The 17,482-nt window shown below is 74.4% G+C and carries 17 protein-coding genes; 9 read left to right on the top strand and 8 right to left on the bottom strand.

The annotated features are described in order from the left end of the window. Positions 1–340 precede the first annotated feature (340 nt). The gene (locus ABD363_RS27430) at positions 341–475 is read right to left on the bottom strand and encodes a hypothetical protein (protein WP_344608248.1); all 135 of its coding nucleotides are present in this window, start codon (positions 473–475) and stop codon (positions 341–343) included. Between the two features lie 630 nt (positions 476–1,105). Between ABD363_RS27430 and ABD363_RS27435 the strand changes: the two genes are divergently transcribed. Then, positions 1,106–1,339 (top strand): DUF397 domain-containing protein, encoded by a 234-nt coding sequence (locus tag ABD363_RS27435; RefSeq protein ID WP_344608250.1) that lies wholly within the window; start codon positions 1,106–1,108, stop codon positions 1,337–1,339. Between the two features lie 230 nt (positions 1,340–1,569). Continuing rightward, complete coding sequence (locus tag ABD363_RS27440) at positions 1,570–2,403, top strand: SAM-dependent methyltransferase (protein ID WP_344608252.1); 834 nt, start codon at positions 1,570–1,572, stop codon at positions 2,401–2,403. Positions 2,404–2,412: 9 nt separating this feature from the next. On the opposite strand, the gene ABD363_RS27445 is transcribed toward ABD363_RS27440, so the two are convergent. Continuing rightward, on the bottom strand, positions 2,413–3,285 hold the full coding sequence (locus tag ABD363_RS27445; RefSeq protein ID WP_344608254.1) for a helix-turn-helix domain-containing protein: 873 nt from the start codon (positions 3,283–3,285) through the stop codon (positions 2,413–2,415). Between the two features lie 592 nt (positions 3,286–3,877). On the opposite strand from ABD363_RS27445, the gene ABD363_RS27450 reads away from it, so the two are divergent. Both ABD363_RS27450 and ABD363_RS27455 read left to right on the top strand, forming a co-directional pair. Beyond that, positions 3,878–5,263: an FAD-binding oxidoreductase gene (locus tag ABD363_RS27450; RefSeq protein ID WP_344608256.1), complete on the top strand. Its 1,386-nt coding sequence runs from the start codon at positions 3,878–3,880 to the stop codon at positions 5,261–5,263. A 621-nt stretch (positions 5,264–5,884) separates the two neighbouring features. Then, positions 5,885–6,223 (top strand): hypothetical protein, encoded by a 339-nt coding sequence (locus ABD363_RS27455; RefSeq protein WP_344608258.1) that lies wholly within the window; start codon positions 5,885–5,887, stop codon positions 6,221–6,223. A gap of 120 nt (positions 6,224–6,343) precedes the next feature. On the opposite strand, the gene ABD363_RS27460 is transcribed toward ABD363_RS27455, so the two are convergent. Both ABD363_RS27460 and ABD363_RS27465 read right to left on the bottom strand, forming a co-directional pair. After that, a complete protein-coding gene (locus ABD363_RS27460) occupies positions 6,344–6,817 on the bottom strand; it encodes a carboxymuconolactone decarboxylase family protein (protein ID WP_344608260.1) in 474 nt (157 codons plus the stop codon). A gap of 238 nt (positions 6,818–7,055) precedes the next feature. Beyond that, positions 7,056–7,535, bottom strand: a complete 480-nt coding sequence (locus ABD363_RS27465) for a cupin domain-containing protein (RefSeq protein WP_344608262.1) — start codon at positions 7,533–7,535, stop codon at positions 7,056–7,058. Positions 7,536–7,849: 314 nt separating this feature from the next. Between ABD363_RS27465 and ABD363_RS27470 the strand changes: the two genes are divergently transcribed. Next, on the top strand, positions 7,850–8,473 hold the full coding sequence (locus ABD363_RS27470) for a TetR/AcrR family transcriptional regulator (protein ID WP_344608264.1): 624 nt from the start codon (positions 7,850–7,852) through the stop codon (positions 8,471–8,473). 46 nt (positions 8,474–8,519) lie between these two features. On the opposite strand, the gene ABD363_RS27475 is transcribed toward ABD363_RS27470, so the two are convergent. The 4 genes from ABD363_RS27475 to ABD363_RS27490 all read right to left on the bottom strand — a co-directional run bounded on the left by ABD363_RS27475 (position 8,520) and on the right by ABD363_RS27490 (position 15,350). Next, the gene (locus tag ABD363_RS27475) at positions 8,520–10,268 is read right to left on the bottom strand and encodes a glycoside hydrolase family 3 protein (RefSeq protein ID WP_344608266.1); all 1,749 of its coding nucleotides are present in this window, start codon (positions 10,266–10,268) and stop codon (positions 8,520–8,522) included. Then, complete coding sequence (locus ABD363_RS27480; protein ID WP_344608268.1) at positions 10,265–12,583, bottom strand: family 78 glycoside hydrolase catalytic domain; 2,319 nt, start codon at positions 12,581–12,583, stop codon at positions 10,265–10,267. The genes ABD363_RS27475 and ABD363_RS27480 overlap by 4 nt, the downstream gene beginning before the upstream one ends. Positions 12,584–12,641: 58 nt before the next feature. Then, a complete protein-coding gene (locus tag ABD363_RS27485; RefSeq protein WP_344608270.1) occupies positions 12,642–14,045 on the bottom strand; it encodes an MFS transporter in 1,404 nt (467 codons plus the stop codon). A 399-nt stretch (positions 14,046–14,444) separates the two neighbouring features. Next, positions 14,445–15,350 (bottom strand): helix-turn-helix domain-containing protein, encoded by a 906-nt coding sequence (locus tag ABD363_RS27490; protein ID WP_344608272.1) that lies wholly within the window; start codon positions 15,348–15,350, stop codon positions 14,445–14,447. Positions 15,351–15,564: 214 nt separating this feature from the next. Between ABD363_RS27490 and ABD363_RS27495 the strand changes: the two genes are divergently transcribed. From ABD363_RS27495 to ABD363_RS27510, 4 genes are read left to right on the top strand one after another with little or no spacing between them, the layout of a single operon-like run. Next, positions 15,565–16,125 (top strand): quercetin 2,3-dioxygenase, encoded by a 561-nt coding sequence (locus ABD363_RS27495; RefSeq protein WP_344608274.1) that lies wholly within the window; start codon positions 15,565–15,567, stop codon positions 16,123–16,125. Between the two features lie 7 nt (positions 16,126–16,132). Further along, on the top strand, positions 16,133–16,279 hold the full coding sequence (locus tag ABD363_RS27500; protein ID WP_344608276.1) for a DUF1427 family protein: 147 nt from the start codon (positions 16,133–16,135) through the stop codon (positions 16,277–16,279). After that, the gene (locus tag ABD363_RS27505; protein ID WP_344608278.1) at positions 16,276–16,524 is read left to right on the top strand and encodes a XapX domain-containing protein; all 249 of its coding nucleotides are present in this window, start codon (positions 16,276–16,278) and stop codon (positions 16,522–16,524) included. The genes ABD363_RS27500 and ABD363_RS27505 overlap by 4 nt, the downstream gene beginning before the upstream one ends. Then, positions 16,514–17,479 carry an amidohydrolase family protein gene (locus ABD363_RS27510; RefSeq protein WP_344608280.1) on the top strand — a complete coding sequence of 322 codons (966 nt, stop codon included), beginning with the start codon at positions 16,514–16,516 and terminating at the stop codon, positions 17,477–17,479. Before ABD363_RS27505 ends, ABD363_RS27510 begins: the two co-directional genes overlap by 11 nt. Positions 17,480–17,482: the final 3 nt, after the last annotated feature.

A 17,482-nucleotide genomic window follows, 5' to 3' on the forward strand; every position in this document is an offset into this window, starting at 1 on the left:
CCCGGCGACGGCGTTCGTGCTCGTCCTCCCATATCCGCAGCAGGACGAGCGGGTCGGCTCCGCAGGCCCGTGCGTAGCGGTCGGTGAAGCGGTGGCTGGGGAAGCGCTCTCCCGCCAGGACGGCGGTGACGTGGCGCACGTCGCTTCCGGTTCTCCGGGCCACGGCGTCCAGCGGCAGGCCGCTTCGCTGCCAGACCGATGCCATGACGAGGCCGATATGAGTGGGTGCGGGCGACGGGCGGTGCTGCGGCTGAGGGGGCATGGGAAGGGCTCCGCTGGCGTGGGGGTGACCGAGTGCTGGAGGCGTGCGGGGCGCCGGGGTGCGGCGCCCCGCACGCGGTCATATCGGACGGTGGTCCGGGACGCAGGCGGCCCGGTGGAGGGCCGGCTGCAGACAGAGCAGGAGGAGCGCGGTGAGCACGGTGTGGGGCTCGGGCTGCTGCAGGAGCAGGGCGTGGCCTGCCGGCGAGGTCATCGCTTCCAGGCCGCGCAGCAGGCAGTTCGCGCACGGGCGCGCCGTCCGGCGGGGACGGGGACGCGCGTGCCGAGGTTTACGGCGGCGGTGCCGGGGGGAGGTCGCCATCGCGATTTCTCCTTCGGAGTCGTGGACGCGGGACCCCGGCGGCGGCGCCAACCACAACTGCCGGGGTCCTGCTGCCGATCGGCCACGGTGGCCGAGCGCGGCCGACGCTAAACGGAATACGCCGGGTGCGTGGCCGGTGTGCTTCCCCCGCGCGCCGTTCCGGCGCCCGCCCGGTGGCCTTCCGCGACGACGGCAGCCGGCGGTGTTCGAATCCGGCGCGGGGCGTGCGCGCCGGGCCGCGTGCTGCCTTCCGACCTGGTGAGAGCGGTGCCGTCCGGCCCACGCGACCCCCACGGGTATTCGACTGCTGTCCAGGTGTTCCAGGAAACCGCCGCGACGGTCCGACCATGTGATGAACGTTTTCGGAGGCGGGCGCATTTGCATGCCACCCTGCGGCGTATTTGCGACAAATTCGCCGCAGACGCGCATACATGCCGTCGGGTCCGGCGATTCTCCAGGTGGCAACCGGAATGCAATTGCATTCGGATAACGGGGAAAATTGTTCACCGCGGAGGTGCACCGGTGAAGAAACAGAGGTATGCGCCCGCCGGGACGACAGTGACGCGCAGCGACACGTCGCCGACGTGGCGGAAGAGTTCGCACAGCAACCCCCAGGGCGCCTGCGTGGAGGTCGCGGAACCGGCCGCCGGCCGGATCCTCTTCCGGGACTCGAAGGTGTGCGAGGGCCCGGTCATGGGGGTTTCCCGCCCGGCGGCGGAGGCCTTCACGGCGGCCCTGGCGCGCGGCGACCTCTGAACGACGTCGGGAACACCCCGGGCCGCGACGTCCGCGACGGCGGATCCGGGGCCGGCGGACGAGGCGGCCCGGCCCGGCCCGGGCCGCCTGCCCCGGCGCGCGTCATCCGCGCCGGACCCACGGCCGTGGAATCCGTACTGGACAGCGGGCCGAACCGGCCAGTAGGCATGAGGCCGATGCAAGTGCATCCGGCTGTACCGGACGGATGACCACCGACGAGAGGATGAGCCGTGGGAGAACAGCCCCAGCCCGCGCGGGAACCCGCCGTCGAGGCGGAATTAGGGCAGGACAGGCCGCACAGCGCCCGGATGTACGACTACTACCTGGGCGGGAAGACCAACTACGCCGTGGACCGGGAGGCGGCCCGGGCCGTCATCCGGCTCTTCCCCGCGATCGAGACGGCGGCCCGGGCCAACCGGGCCTACATGCACCGCGCGGTGCGGTACCTGGCGCAGCGGGGAGTACGGCAGTTCATCGACGTGGGCACGGGGATCCCCACGGCCCCGAACCTCCACGAGGTGGTCCAGGCGGTCCGGCCCGACGCGTCCGTCGTCTACGTCGACAACGACCCGATCGTCCTCGTCTACGCCGACGAGCTCCTGGACGGCACGCCCGAAGGGACCACCCGGTACGTCGAGGCGGACGCGACGCGGCCCGACGAGGTGCTGGCGGCCGTGGAGGGGACCGGGGCCATCGACTTCGACCAGCCGGTGGCCCTGAGCCTGCACGCCCTGCTGCACTTCGTCCCCGACGACAAGGACCCGTACGGCATCGTCGGCCGGCTGCTGGGGCGGCTGGCGCCGGGCTCGTGCCTGAGCCTGTCGCACTGCACCGGCGACTTCGATCCGGAAGCCTGGGCGGCCATCGTCGACACCTACCGGCAGCGGGGCACGCCGGCCCAGGTGCGGACCAGGGCCGAGGTGCTGCGCTTCTTCGACGGACTGCGCCTGGCCGACCCCGGGCTCGTCGTGGCGCACCGGTGGCGCCCCGAGCCCGGGAGCGGCCCCGGCCCGGTCACGGACAAGCAGGTGTCGCTGTACGCCGGGGTGGCCCGGAAGCCATGAGCGGGAGGCTCAGCGGTAGTAGCCGGACGTCAGCAGGTCCCGCAGTCGCTGAAGCGACCGCTCGGGGGTGAGGGACACTCCGCGCAGCCGGTCGAACCCCCTGATGCGGGCGTCGACCTGTTCCTCGTCCTGGAAGATCAGACCGCCGTCGTAGACCTCGGCGTAGGCGATGTCGGGCAGGATCCGCGCGGAGAAGTCCCAGATCGTGACGGAGCCGATGTGCACCGGCACGTTGTACCTGCCCTGCTCCGCTATGCGGATGAGGTAGCGGGGGCAGGCCGCCAGCTCGATCAGGTGCTCCAGCTGCCTGCGCATGATCTGCGGCGAGCCGTACCCGCGCCGCAGGGAGCCCTCGTCGATGACGCAGATCAGCTTCTTGTCCGCGGGGGCCTCCCGGAAGCGGCGCTGGCGTTCGACGCGGAGGGCGACCAGGGCTTCGCGCTGCTGTACGTCGCCTCCGCCGGTCGCGATCACCGCGCGGGCGTACTCCTCGGTCTGCACCAGGCCCGGCAACTGCTGCGGCTCGTACGTCCTGATGCGCTGCGCCATGTCCTCGAAGCTGACGACCGCCTGCAGGTGCTTCTGGGCCACCCCCGACCAGGGCTGCCACCACGGCAGCCGGTTGGCGTGTTCCGCCAGCTCCCGCAACTGCGCCTGCTCCGCGGGGTCGTCCACCCGGTAGATGGCGAAGAACCGTGCGAGATCGCGCTCCTTGAACTGGTGCTGGCCCGACTCGATCCTGCTGACCTTCGAGTTCGACACGCCCAGTTGCAGGGCGACCTGCTCCTGCTTCAGCCCCAGCGCCTCGCGCCGGACCCGCAGCGCGTTGCCCAGCACCATGCGCGGTGCGGACGGAACCGCCTCGTCCCTGATGTAGCGCACGCGGCGCCCCGGCCTCAGCGGCTCCCCGCTGCCAGGCCCCTGCGCGCCCGCCGGCCCTTGCCCCACGACCTCTCCTCGACCCCTGAACGACGGTGATCCTGACGGCGCTCATCGTGCACGACGGCGCACGCGGCCGAGGCGGAATCGGAAAAACCTTTCGCTCCCGGGCGGTGACCGGCCGGGATCCGGCCCCCCGAAGCGTGAGCGGAGGCTGTCCCGGCCCGGTCGGAGCCGGCCGCCGCGCGCCCGGGCGGCACCGCCCGGCGCGTCCGGCGGGCGGACGGCGCGCCTCCGGCGCGGACACGCTGCGCGTCCGACGGGAACCCACCGTGAACGGGCGGGGCCCTCCCGTGAGCGGCGATCCGCAGAATTGCGGGGTCCGGCGGACGGCGGGACGCTGGACGAGTCAGCCGTGCGGCGTCCGGTCGCACGACGCCCGCGACTCCTCGGACCCGGCCCGGGACGACCCGGTGAAGCACCCGGCGCACGGCCGGCGAGCGACCGAGCGGCGGGTGACCGGGGCGGCCGGGGCGCCGGCCGCGGCAGGCCGAAGCGGGGGCCGTGACATCGGCGCCTCCCCGAGGAGATCACCATGGACAGTTCGACCCTGGACGCGATGCGGACCTCGCTGCGGGGACCCGTCATAGACCCGCAGCATCCGGACTACCCCCGGGCCCGCAGCGTCTACAACGCGATGATCGACAAGCGTCCCGCCGCCGTCGTGCGGTGCGCGGACGCCGCGGACGTCATGGCCGCGGTCGCCTTCATCCGCGACCACGGCCTCGAACTCGCCGTCCGGGGCGGCGGGCACAGCGGTCCCGGTCTGTGCCTCGTGGACGACGGCGTCACCGTCGACCTGTCGCCGATGCGCTGGGTGCGGGTCGATCCCGCCACGAGGACCGCGCAGGCGGGCGGCGGCAGCCAGCTCCGCGACCTCGACCACGCCACCCACGGCTTCGGGCTCGCGACCCCCACCGGCATCGTGTCGATGACGGGCCTGGGCGGCCTCACCCTCGGCGGCGGACACGGATACCTCACCCGCAAGTACGGCCTGACGGCGGACAACCTGCTGGCCGCGGACGTCGTGCTGGCCGACGGCAGCTTCGTCACCACGAGCGAGACCGACCATCCGGACCTGTTCTGGGCCCTGCGCGGCGGCGGAGGCAACTTCGGCATCGTGACCTCCTTCACCTACCGCCTGCACCCGGTGGACACCGTCGGGGTCGGCATCACCGTGTGGCCGGTCGACCACACCCGCGAGGTGCTCACCTGGTACCGCGACTTCCTCCCGCAGGCCCCCGAGGACACCTACGGCTTCTTCACGCTCTTCACCATCCCGCCCGGCCCGCCCTTCCCCGAGGAACTGCACGGCCGGAAGGCGTGCGGTGTCGTGTGGTGCCACACCGGCGACCCGCGGACCACCGAGGACGTCCTCGCCGTGGTGAACGAACCCGCCCCGCCCGCCTTCCACTTCACGGCGCCGATGCCCTACCCCGCACTGCAGAGCATGTTCGACGACCTGATCCCCTCCGGGTACCAGTGGTACTGGCGCGGCGACTTCTTCGACCGCATCCCGGACGCCGCCGTGGACGTGCACCTCAAGTACGGCGAGAACCTGCCCACCCCGCTGTCGCTGATGCACCTCTACCCGGTCGACGCGGCCGCCCACCGGGTGGACCCGGACGACACCGCGTGGAGCTACCGGGACGCCGTCTGGTCCGGCGTCTTCGCCGGCGTCGACCCCGACCCGGCCAACGCCGGGACCATCAGGCAGTGGTGCGTCGACTACTGGGAGGAGACGCACCCCCACTCCATGGGCGGCTCGTACGTGAACTTCATGGGCCAGGGCGAGGGCCAGGAACGGGTCCGGGCCACCTACCGCGACCACTACGACCGGCTCGCGCAGGTGAAGCGGGCGTACGACCCGGACAACCTCTTCCACGCCAACCAGAACGTCAGGCCCGCCCCGCAGCTTTGACGGCCGGACCCGGCCGTCCGCGCCCACGATGCCGCCGGCCGCTCGGCGCCGCCGCGGGGAAGCCGCCGCACGGGGGCGGCCGGCGGCGGGGAGCGGCGGGTGCCGGCCGGTTCCCCGCCGCCCGGCGTCCCGGCGCCGCCCGCCGCGTCCGGCGCGGTGCCCGGGACGCCGCGGCACGGATCGGGGACGCGCCCCGAAAGGCGCGCCTTTGTCGGCGCGATGCGGAAGAATGCCCTGACAAACGAGATCGACATCGCCTCCCTGCCGGGTAAGCGATGACCAGTTCCCTGTCATAAGGAGCCACCCGTTGAAGCAGTCCACCTCCGGCCCGGCCCGGCCCCTGGCCGCCCCGTCGACCGCGCACGCGCAGCACGGCGGGACCATACGGGCATCCGACACGGCGAGAACCGCTGCCCGGCTCGCCGCGGTGGCCGTCATAGCCGACGCACGGCACGCGGACGGCGGACGCAGCCGCAGCCGGGGAGGACCGCCCTTGCCGGCGGGGCGGGCCGCCCACGGCCCCCGGCCCTCGCGGTCCGGGAGTTCCGGCCGGCACCCGGCGGGAAGGACACCGGCCGGCGACACGCGCGTCCCGCACGGCGCGGCGGGGGAGGACTGATCATGCTCCTGACCCACCGTGCCCGGCCCGCCGCTCCGCTCAGCCCCTCGGACGCCGATCTGGTGCGCATCGTCCGCGACCCCCGCACCCCCGTGTTCCTCACCGTGCACGCGGGCGGCCGCCGCAGGTACAGCTACTGGCAGCCGTTCGACCCCGCCACCGGCAGGGGCAGCTGCTACGTCGCCCTGCCCACCGACGCGTGCGACCGGCTGCACTCCACCGGCCGGATCAGCCTGAGCGAGCCCATCGTCGACCCGGGCAAGACGGTCTACCGGGTCCAGCCCGCGGACACCCCGGCCGAACCCGTCCCCGTGGCGTACCGCCGGGCCCGCGCGGCCTGACCGGCAGCCGGACCCGCCCGGGCTGCCGGGAGGCCGGGGAAACCGGCCCCCCGCGTCCGGCGGGACCGCCTGACGACAGCGCCCCCGCGGGTGCGGGACGCCCCGGCCGGGCCCTCCCCGTCAGCCGAACTGGCCGGGCCGGTAGTCGCCGGCGGGCTGCCGGACGATGACGTTCAGGCGGTTGAAGGCGTTGATGAGGGCGATGAGGGAGACCAGGGCGGCGAGCTGCTCCTCGTCGTAGTGCTTGGCGGCGTTCGCCCACGCCTCGTCCGTGACGCCGCCGGCCGCGTCGGCGATGCGGGTGCCCTGCTCCGCCAGCTCCAGCGCGGCGCGCTCGGCGTCGGTGAAGACCGTGGCCTCGCGCCAGGCCGCGACCAGGTTGAGCCGCACCGCGGTCTCCCCGGCGCGCGCGGCCTCCTTGGTGTGCATGTCGGTGCAGAAGCCGCAGCCGTTGATCTGGCTGGCGCGGATCTTCACCAGCTCCTGCGTCGCGGCCGGCAGCGTGGAGTCCGAGATCACCTTGCCCGCGGAGACGAAGTGCTTCAGCACTCCGGTCGCGTTCGGGCTGCCGAAGAGATCCAGACGAGCGTCCATGGCGGGTTCCTCCGTCGTTTCCGGTGCTTGCACCCCTTCGACGGAACGGGCCGGCGCGATGTGACAGGAACGAGTGTGACGTGCGTCTCCCCGGCGTCCCGCCGGGCAGCTGCCCGGCGTGCGGCGGCGGGCCCGCTCGTCGGCACCGCACATGCCGGCGGTCTCCGCCCGGCGCCCCGGCCGCTGATCCTCTCTCACGCCGGCGCGGCTCCTGCCGGCGTGAGAGGGGATCAGCGGCTCAGCCGGATGCCGGCCGCACCGCCCCGGTACCCGGTTCGCCGTCGGCCTCGTCGCCGCCGCCGGACCGGCCGGTGTCCGGGGCCCGGCCCCCGGCGGGCCGGATCGTCATGCCGGGCCGGCGCCGGTGGACCGTCAGGCAGGACAGGCCCCGCTCGCCCGCGACGAGACCGCGCGCGGAGCCGTGGGGCAGCCAGGTGAGGCTGCCCTCCCCCAGCGGAAGGGACCCCTCGGAGGTGACCAGGGTGCCCCCTCCGGTCACGACCAGCAGAAGGACGTCCAGGTCCGGCTCGGTGTGGGTGCCGACGCGCCGCCCGGGCGGGAGCCGGACGACATTGGCGTCGAGCTGCCGGCCCGGCTCGGCCAGCCGCCACACCGCGCCCGCCGCCGGGCCGAGCGCCTCCAGCGATCCCGTCTCGAAGAGAACCCGGGGCACCGGCCCGCCGGCCGGGTCCGGGGCGCCGTCGTCCGCCAGAGCCACCACTGCCACCTTTCGCCGTGTTCCGTCCACCCGCGCGGACCGACCGGTGCCCTGGCCGGACGAACGCCGGAAACCGGGCCCGGACCGCACCCCGCGTGATCAGGTCACTGTAGACAGCGGGCGCCCGGGCCGTCCTCCCCGCAGGACGGCCCGGCCCCGCCGGCGTACGGCAGGCGGTACCGGCCCGCTCCCCGGACGCGGCGCCGGCCCGCGGACCGCACCCGCCACGCGCGGGACCGACGGCCGGGGCCGGGCGCGGCGGGGAGGCCGCAGCCGATCGTGACCGGTCCCGGCGGCCCGTTAACGTTGTCCCCATGGGGACACCTAGAGGGCCGCGGGGCGCCTACGCGGCGGGGCAGGCCAGGCGGCCGCAGATCCTGGAGGCGGCCATGCGGCGGTTCGGCCAGGACGGCTACCACAACACCTCGCTGGCCCGCGTCGCACGGGACGCCGGGATCACCGACGCCGGGCTGCTGCACCACTTCGGGGGCAAGCAGCAGTTGCTGCAGGCGGTCGTGGAGTACTGGCACCACCAGCTGGACGAGCGGTGGCGACGGGTGTCCGACTCGGTGCGGGACGCCTTCCGGTGCCACGTCGAGGACATGGCGGAGGCCCTGCGCATGCCGGGCATCGTGGAGCTGTCCGTGGTGCTCGCGGCCGAGGCCACCGCCGCCGGCCACCCCGCGCACGACTTCTTCTCGCAGTGGCAGGAGAAGGGCGTCCGGGAGCTGACCGAGCGGCTGCGCGCCGGGAGCGAGTCCGGTGAGCTCAAGCCGGACCTGAACCACGAGGCGATCGCCCGCGAGTGCGCGGCCGTCGACGCCGGGCTGCGGCTGCAGTGGCTGGCCAGCGGCCGCTCCTTCGACTTCGTCGGGGTCATGCGCTCCCACCTGGACCACCTGATGCGGTCCATCTCGGCCGACGGCAAGGGGCTGTGAGCGGGCGGCAGCCCGGCCCCCAGCCCCCAACCCCCGGCCGCCCGGTTCAGTCCCGCGGCGCGTACCGCAGGCCGTGTCCGAAGGGGTAGAGCGGGTCGCGGCTCTCCTGCGGCACGTCGGGGCGGCCCGCCCTGACCTCGGCCATCGAGCGCGGCAGCTGGAACGGCAGCCGCCCCCGCGGCTCCGCCCGGCCGAACAGGACGTCCAGCAGGGCCCGGTCGCCCGCCCCGAACGCGGCGAGCAGCGCCGCGCAGCGGTCGGCGATCTCCGGGATGACGGCGGGCCGCTCCAGGTGGACGGCCACCACGGTGGGCACCGTGTCCAGCAGCGCCAGGATCTCCTTCAGCCGGGCCTCGTCGAAGTCGAGCCGCCCGGCGTGGAAGAAGGACTCGAACAGGCCGGGGCGCGGCTCGTACGGGGTGGCCAGCCGCAGCACCGCGAGGTCGGCGTCGGCGGGATCGTCGACGAGCGGCGCGTACGCGGCGGCGATCGCCGGGTCGACGCCCTCGACGTACAGCCGCGGGGCGCCGGTGAGCGGCAGCAGGCCGGCGCCGTTCTTCAGCAGCGTGAGACCGGCCCGCTGGGCCTCCTCGCCGGCGGCGCGGAAGTCGGCGCGGCCGACGGTCTCCTCGGCCGCGTCCACGTCGACGTAGCGGCGCTCGTCGAACAGGCCGAGACGGAACTTCTCGGCGAGCAGCCGGGCCACCGAGGCGTCCAGGCGCGACTCCTCCAGCAGTCCGTGCCGCACGAGGTCGACGACCAGCTCGGGGCAGGACTCGCCGCCGATCTGGTCGGCGCCGGCGTGGAAGATCCGCAGGATACGGTCGGCGGGGCTCAGGTCCTCCACCCCCCAGGCGCGGGCCGGGTGCGGCTCACCCATGACGAGCTGGTCGGTGACCAGGCCCCAGTCGGTGCAGACGATGCCGTCGAAGCCGAGCCTCTCGCGCAGCAGGCCGGTGATGACGCCCCGGTTGAAGCCGAAGCCGACCTCCTCGTAGCCGGTGCCGACCGGCTTGCCGTAGTACGGCATCATCTGGGTCGCCCCGGCGGCGATGGCGGCCTCGAACGGCCCGAGGTGGTAGTCGAAGAAGCCGCCCGGGTAGACCTGCTCCTTGCCGTAGGGGAAGTGCGGGTCCTCGCCGTCCCGCTGCGGGCCGCCGCCGGGGAAGTGCTTGACCATCGCCGCGACGCTGTCGGGCCCCAGCCCGTCGCCGGGCCCGCGCAGGCCCTCGATGTACGCCCCGACCAGACGGGACGTCAGGTCGGCGTCCTCGCCGAAGGTGCCGGAGATGCGCGCCCAGCGCGGCTCGGTGGCCAGGTCGACCTGCGGGTGCAGGGCGACGCGCAGGCCGACGGCGAGGTACTCGCGGCGCACGGTGTCCGCGTAGCGGCGCACCAGGCCGGGGTCGCCCACGGCCGCGAGGCCGAGGGTCTCGGGCCACTGGGAGAACGGGCCGGCCATCATCGCGGTGCCCGGGTTGTCGGTGAAGGCGTGCCGCGGGTCGGTGGACAGGGTGACCGGGATGCCCAGCCGGGTGTGCGCCGCCAGCTCCTGGAGCCGGTTGTGGAAGGCGGCCATCTCCCGCGGGGCGGCGGCGCCGAGGACGTTGAAGTGCGTCATCCGGCTCTCGGACAGCATCTGCTCGGCGGTGCGCCCGGCGGGCGCGGCGTGCGGCGCGGGGCCGATCGCGTGGTGGAAGACGAGCCCGGCCTTCTCCTCCACCGTCATGCGGGGCAGCAGGTCCGCGACGCGTTCGCGCACGCTGCGGGCGGGGTCCTGGTACGGGTGGTTCACTGCTGCTCCTCGGGGTGCGTGGGGGCGGGGAAGGGGGTGCGGAAGGAGTGGCGGCCGGGCCCGGCCTCGACGGGCCCGGCGCCCGGCAGACGGACCTCGGCGGTGGTGCCGGGCGGCACCAGGACGTCGACGAGCAGGGCGTGCCCGGTGCGGCGCCAGGACACCTCGGCGCGGCCGTGGGGCGTCTCGTGCGCGGCCTTCGCCCAGGTGAGGCCGCCACCCGGGCGGGGCCGCACCAGCAGGCGGCGGTAGCCGGGCGCGGCCGGGGCGAGACCGGCGACCGTGCGGTGGATCCAGTCGGCGACCGCGCCCAGCGCGTAGTGGTTGAACGAGGTCATCTCGCCCGGGTTGACGCGCCCGTCGGGCAGCATGCTGTCCCAGCGTTCCCAGACGGTGGTGGCGCCCATGTCCACCTGGTACAGCCAGGACGGGCAGGACCGCTCCAGCAGCAGCCGGTAGGCGGTGTCCAGGTGTCCGGTGGCGGTGAGCGCGTCGCACACCAGGGGGGTGCCGAGGAAGCCGGTGCCGATGCGGTGGCCGCGTTCGGCGACCAGGGCGGCGAGCCGGTCGCCGGCGCCGGCCCGTTCGGCCGGGTCCTCCAGCAGGTCGAAGCAGAGGGCCAGCGCGTAGGCGGTCTGCGTCTGTTCGGTCAGCAGGCCGCCGCCCGTGTGGAAGCGGTCCCGGAAGGCGTCGCGCACCGAGTCGGCGAGGGCGTGGTGGCGCACCGCGTCGTCCCGCTCGCCGATCACCTCGGCGCTGCGGGCGAGCAGCCGGGCGGAGCGGGCGAAGTAGGCGGTGGCGACCAGTTCGGAGGAGGTCACCGCCCGGCCGGGGTCCTCCGGGGGAGCCGTCGGGTCCAGCCAGTCGCCGAACTGGAAGCCCGCGCCCCAGATCCGGCCCGGCCCGGCGATCTCCTCGACGGCGTCCACCCACGCCCGCATCGACGGGTACTGGACGCGCAGCACGTCGGCGTCGGCGTACCGCTCGTACAGCACCCAGGGCACGATGACGGCGGCGTCGCACCAGCCGGCCATCGGCGGGTTGCCGGGCGGCAGCGGCACGTCGGCGATCACCGGGATGTCGGGGGTGAACACCGGCGGGACGCCGTGCTCGTCGTCGCCCTGGTCGGCGGCCAGGTCGCGCAACCAGGACCGCAGGAAGGCGCGCACGTCGTACAGGAACGCCGCGGTGGGGGCGAAGACCTGCACGTCGCCGGTCCAGCCCAGACGCTCGTCGCGCTGCGGGCAGTCGGTGGGCACGTCGAGGAAGTTGCCGCGCATGCCCCACACGACGTTCTCGTGCAGCCGCTCCAGCGCGGGGTCGGAGCAGGAGAACCAGCCGGTGCGGCGCAGGTCGCTGTGGAGGACGACGGCGGTGACGTCCTCGGGCGCCGGCTCGCCCGGCCAGCCGTCCACTTCGGCGTAGCGGAAGCCGTGGAAGGTGAACCGCGGCTCCCACTCCTCGCCGCCCGCGGCGCCGCGCAGCGTGTACCGGTCGACGGCGACGGCGGTGCGCAGCGGACGCACGCACAACTCGCCGTCCTCGTCCAGGACTTCGGCGTGGCGCAGGGTGATGGTCCGGCCGGCCTCGCCGCGCACCCGGATGCGCAGCCGCCCGACGAGGTTCTGGCCGAAGTCCAGCAGGGCCCGGCCGCCGGGCAGGGCGGTGACCGCGACGGGCCGGACGGTCCCGGTCCGGCGCACGGGCGGGCTGTCGGCGGGGAAGAGCACGGCGGTGTCGAAGTCGAGGACGCGCACCGGGTGCCAGGCGGAGTCGTCGAAGCCGGGCTCGCTCCAGCCGGGCTGCTCGCGGCGCGCGTCGTGGTGCTCGCCCTCGTACAGGCCCGCGGCGAGCACCGGCCCGTGGCAGGCGCGCCAGCCGGGGCCGGTGGTGACCGTCTCGGTGGTGCCGTCGGCGTACTCGACGCGCAGTTCGGCCAGCAGGCCGGTGTCCGGGCCGTAGATGTCGCGGGTGCCGCCGTTGAAGCCGAGCCGGCCCCGGTACCAGCCGTCCGCGAGGTGGGCGCCCCAGGCGTTGGCGCCCGTGCGCAGCAGCGGGGCGACGTCGAAGCAGTGGTAGCGGTGGCGGTGGCGGTAGCTGGTCCAGCCGGGGGCCAGGACGTGGTCGCCGACCACGGCGCCGTTGAGTTCCAGCTCGTACACGCCCAGCGCGGTGACGGTCAGCCGGGCCGCTCTCACCCCGGCCCGCACGGTGAACTCGTCGCGCAGCAGCGCGGCCGGCCGGGCCGCCCCGGCGGGCGGGCCGGCCTCGGGCAGGTGGGGGGTGATGACCTGGGCGGTCCAGTGGTGCGACATCGGTGCCTTTCCTCGGGGCCCGGCCACGCGGGGCGTGGCCGGGCCGGGACGGGGTGCGTCAGACTGCGGCGGCGGGTGCCTCTCCGGTCTCCTTCTCGGGTTCGCGCAGGGCGGGGATGAACAGGCCGATGACGAGGGCGACCAGGCTGAGCAGGGCGCCGACCCAGAAGGCCCGGGCGTAGCCGCTGTCGCCGTAGAACGCGGTGCCCTCCACGACCGTGCCGTCGGCGGCGAGGGCGGCGAACATCGCGGCGCTGAACACCGCCCCGAAGACGTGGGTGAGCATGGTGAGCATGCCGCTGCCCAGGCCCTGCTCGTCGGTGGAGACCGCGCCGACGACCAGCACCGGCGCGGCGGCGACGACCAGGCCGCTGCCCAGGCTCGCCACGCACATCGTCCAGGTCAGCTGGACCGCGTCGGCGTGGAAGAAGCCCGCCAGCAGGTAGCCCAGGCCCATCGCCGTGAGCCCGGCCCACCAGATCGGCCGGGTGTCGACGGCGCGCAGGAGACGGCTGGCGACCAGGCCGGTGACGAACAGCAGCAGGTTCCAGGTGACGCCGACGGTGGCGCTGTGCTGCGCGGTCCAGCCGAAGCCGGCCGAGACGCCGGGGATGTGCGGGTAGAGCGCCAGCAGGATGGCGACGACGGGCGCGGTGTAGGCGACCGCCTGGGCCAGGGCGCCGGAGACGACGGTGGCCGCCACCGCGCGGCGGCGCAGGACGCCCAGGTCCAGGATCGGGTGGCGGCTCGTCCGCTCCACGAGCAGGAAGCCGGCCAGGGCGGCCGCACCGGCCGCGAGCCAGGCCAGGGTCTTCGCACTGCCCCAGCCCCAGGCCTGTCCCTGGCCCACGGCGTAGACGAGGACGGCCAGGCCGCCGCCGAGGACGAGGCCGCCGAGCCAGTCGAAGCCGGACTCGAAGGCGTGCTTCGGGGTCTCGGGCACGAGGGCCGCCACGAGGAGGAAGGAGACGGTGGTGGCGGCGGCCATGAACCACATGGCCCCCTTGTAGCCCCAGCCGTCGATCAGCCAGCCGGCCAGGAAGGGCGAGGCGAGGGCGACCAGGCCCAGGCTGCTGCCGAGGATGCCGCTGGCGGACTTCACCAGCCTGGCCGGGAAGATGTCCCGCACGGCGGGGAAGGAGAGCGCCGGGAAGGGGCCGTAGCAGGCGGCCAGGCCCCGGCCGACCAGCAGGAGTTCGAAGCTGTTCGCGGTCGCGGCGATGACGTCGCCCACCACGCCCAGGGCGATCATCCCGAGCATGATCCGCTTCTTGCCGTACAGGTCGCCCAGTTTGATGACGAACGGGCTCAGCAGGGCGGAGACCAGTGTCACGATCAGGGAGAACCAGGCCACCTGCGTGGTGCGGAAGCTCTGCGCCACGTCGGCGGTGGCGTTGGAGCCGAGGATGCCCACGGTGACCAGCAACTGGGTGGGCCAGATGAGGGCGATCAGGACGCCCACCAGACGCGGAGTCCACCTCTGACGGTGCGGGGAGGGTGCTGCATCGAGCGAGGGACTCGCTGACGTCGGTGTCACGAGACCGCTCCTTTCGGAAATCAGCCGGGCGCGGGGAGGCGAGGAGATGCGCGGACCGCGCCGTTGACGGGGCGGCCATGTGCGCGCAACGAGGGCGAAACGTTTCAGCCGCGCGGTCGATGATGAATCCGAATGCCTAGTGGGCACTAGGTTTTGGTGGTGTGACACACGTCACACGGGCAGAGGGGTGCGTCGGAGCGGCCCGCGGCACGGGCCTTGCGGAACCGGCGCGGCGGAGCGCGCCGGACGGGAAGGCGGCCGGCCGCGCACCCCGCGGAACGCGCGCGGACGCCGCCCGCGGCGGGCGTTCCCGGCGCCCGGCCCTCAGGGCCTGGCCAGGGACCGGAACTCGGTCGGCGTCATGCCGGTGTGCTGGCGGAAGAAGGCGCTGAAGACGGTCGGATAGGTGAACCCGATGCGCTCGCTGATGACGGCCGGCGGCAACGAGGTGTGGATGAGCAGGCGCTTGGCCTCCAGCAGCACCCGGTCGTCGATGTAGCGCTTGGCGCCGCAGCCGAGGGCCGCCCGGGTGGCGCGGGTGAGGGTGCGGGGACTGTAGCCGAGCCGGGCGGCGTAGTCCTCCACCCGGTGGGTCCGGCGGAAGTCCTCCTCGACGGCCTGGCGGAACAGCTGGAACGGCTCGCTGCCGCCGGAGCGCGTCCGCCGCCTCGGGTCGGCGAGATGGACGAGCCGGACGAGGATCACCGAGAGCAGGTTCCGCAGCGTCTCGATGTACGCCTCCAGCGGCAGGTCGGCCAGGCCGGCGTGCTCCTCGACCAGGGCGTCCAGCAGGCGCAGCAGGGCCGCCTGCCGCGGCGCGCCCGGGGTGACGAGACGGTGCGGGACGTGCTCGCCGTCCCGGATGAGGGCGTCCGTCGCGGCACTGGGGAAGCCCGAGGGGAAGACCAGGACGGTGCCGTCGCCGTCCCCCGGCCCGTCGGGGAACTGGAGCACCTGCCCCGGCCACACCCACAGCCAGTCGCCCGGGGCGAGCAGATAGGAGGTGAAGTCCACCGAGCACCGCAGGCGGCCGCTCCGCAACGCGACGATCAGGTGGAAGGCCGGACGGACGGGCACCGTCAGGGGCAGCTCCCGCCCGGCGGCGCGGGCGGCGAGTCCGGGCAGGTCGAGGACCTCCAGGCCCGGCGGCCTCCCGGGCGTCGGACGGTACGGCACGGCCGGGACGCCGGCCGTGCCGCGGCCGGCCGCGATCTGTCCGTTTTTCTTCATCGCGTGCCCGAGTGTACGTCGGGCCCCCCTCCCGGCCGGTTCTAGGTTTGCCGGAGGGAAGCTCCGCCGCGGGACGGGCCGCGCACGCTCCGGCCGGCTTCCGGCCCCCGTCCCCGGGACGTGCGGCGCCGCGGGCCGGAAACCGCCCACGGCCGCATCCGGCCGCTCGTCCCGCCCCGGCCGCGCGCCCTCCCCGCAACCAGGAAGGACCACCATGACCATCGAGTTCGCCACCCGCTACCGCGAGCGCTCCCACATCCCGCCGGAGCCGGGCAAGCCGTACTTCATCGAGAAGGGCATGGGCGACCGCGCCCACCTGTTCACCGACCTGTTCACCATCTACGCCGGCGGCGAGCAGACCGAGAACACCTTCAACTTCTTCACCTGCGAAGGCCCCAAGGGCGACACCATCCCCGCCCACTCCCACCCGGACACCTACGAGGTCTTCTACATCACCGACGGCGCGGTGCGCCTGTTCGTGGAGGACCTCCAGGGCGAGCAGTACGAGAAGCTGCTCACCGCCGGCGACTTCGGCTTCGTCCCGAAGAACTGCCCGCACGCCTACCGCATCGAGCGCCACCACAGCCGGATCGTCGGCGTGGCCGCCGGCCCGGGCGGCACCTTCGAGCGGTTCTTCGAGAACCTCGGCACGCCCACCGACGAACTCGGCCTGCCCGGGAAGCCGTTCGTCCCCGAACCCCACAAGTTCGGCACCGTGCCGCAGCGGTACGACGTGAACTTCCTGCCCGACCACGAGTGGCGCACCGGAAGCTGAGCGACCCATGCCGTACCTGAAGGCCCTGCTCGCCGGCGTGCTGGTCGGCGTGGCCTATGCGCTGGTGCGGGTGAAGTCGCCCGCACCGCCCCCGGTCGCGCTGGCCGGGCTGCTGGGCATGCTGCTGGGCCAGGCGGCGCCGGAGGCCCTGTGACGGCCCCCGGCGCGGCCCGCGCCTTCCTCCGCAGGGCCGCCCCCTCCTTCGCCGCCGGCCTGCTCATGGGCGCGCTGTACTGGGCGCTGGACCTCACCTCGCCCGCCCCGCCGCTCATCGGCCTGACCGGGCTGGCCGGGATCGTGCTCGGCGAACGCGCCGCCACCGCCGTCCGCGACCGCCCGGCCCGGCGCCCCGCCCCCTCGCCGTCCGCCGCAGACCCAGGAGACCCCCGTGCCCTCTGACGCCCCCGGATACCTCGACGTCCACGCCCACTTCGTCACCGACTCCTACGTCCGCCAGGCGCGCGCCGCCGGCCACGAACTCCCCGACGGCGTCCCCGCCTGGCCCACCTGGTCGGCGGCCGCCCACCTGGAGCTGATGGACCGCTGCGGTATCGGGACCTCGATGCTGTCGGTGTCCTCGCCGGGCGTCCACTTCGGCGACGACACCGCCGCCCGCCGCCTGGCCCGCGAGGTCAACGAGGCCGGCGCCGAGACCGTGCGCGACCACCCCGGCCGCTTCGGCCTGTTCGCCTCGCTGCCCCTGCCGGACGTCGACGGCGCCCTGGCGGAGATCGCCCACGCCTACGACGCCCTGCACGCCGACGGCGTGGTGCTGGAGACCAACACCCACGGCACCTACCTCGGCGACCCCGGCCTGGAACCCGTCTGGGCCGAGCTCGACCGGCGCGGCGCGGTCGTCTTCCTGCACCCCACCTCCCCGGTGTGCTGGGAGCGCTCCGCCCTCGGACGCCCCCGCCCGATGATCGAGTTCGTCTTCGACACCGCCCGCACCGTCACCGACCTGCTCATGGCCGGCACCCTGGACCGCCACCGCGACCTCACGGTGATCGTGCCGCACTGCGGCGGCGCCCTGCCGGTCCTGGCCGACCGCATCGACGGGTTCATGCGGATGTTCATGCCCGAGGGCACCGAGGCGCCCGGCGCCGTCGAGCAGCTCGGCCGCCTCTACTACGACCTCGCCGGCCCCGCCCTGCCCCGCCAGCTCCCCGCGCTGATGAACCTGGTCGGCACCGACCGGCTGCTGTACGGCAGCGACCACTGCTGGACCCCCGCCGCCGGGGTGGAGGCCCACGTCGCGGGCCTGGACGCCGCCGAGGCACCCGACGGCGCCACCAGCTGGCGGGCCCTGACCACCGCCAACGCCCGCCGCATCCTGCCCCGCACGGCCCTGTGAACG

The organism is Streptomyces glaucus (assembly GCF_039533365.1).
Classification (GTDB): Bacteria; Actinomycetota; Actinomycetes; order Streptomycetales; family Streptomycetaceae; genus Streptomyces; species Streptomyces glaucus.

Bases quoted from the DNA above. Each gene is read 5' to 3' on its own strand.
- ABD363_RS27450 (WP_344608256.1), top strand. From the start codon at position 3,878: ATGGACAGTTCGACCCTGGACGCGATGCGGACCTCGCTGCGGGGACCC.
- ABD363_RS27480 (WP_344608268.1), bottom strand. From the start codon at position 12,583: ATGTCGCACCACTGGACCGCCCAGGTCATCACCCCCCACCTGCCCGAG.
- ABD363_RS27470 (WP_344608264.1), top strand. From the start codon at position 7,850: ATGGGGACACCTAGAGGGCCGCGGGGCGCCTACGCGGCGGGGCAGGCC.
- ABD363_RS27430 (WP_344608248.1), bottom strand. From the start codon at position 475: ATGACCTCGCCGGCAGGCCACGCCCTGCTCCTGCAGCAGCCCGAGCCC.
- ABD363_RS27490 (WP_344608272.1), bottom strand. From the start codon at position 15,350: ATGAAGAAAAACGGACAGATCGCGGCCGGCCGCGGCACGGCCGGCGTC.
- ABD363_RS27460 (WP_344608260.1), bottom strand. From the start codon at position 6,817: ATGGACGCTCGTCTGGATCTCTTCGGCAGCCCGAACGCGACCGGAGTG.
- ABD363_RS27495 (WP_344608274.1), top strand. From the start codon at position 15,565: ATGACCATCGAGTTCGCCACCCGCTACCGCGAGCGCTCCCACATCCCG.
- ABD363_RS27455 (WP_344608258.1), top strand. From the start codon at position 5,885: ATGCTCCTGACCCACCGTGCCCGGCCCGCCGCTCCGCTCAGCCCCTCG.
- ABD363_RS27500 (WP_344608276.1), top strand. From the start codon at position 16,133: ATGCCGTACCTGAAGGCCCTGCTCGCCGGCGTGCTGGTCGGCGTGGCC.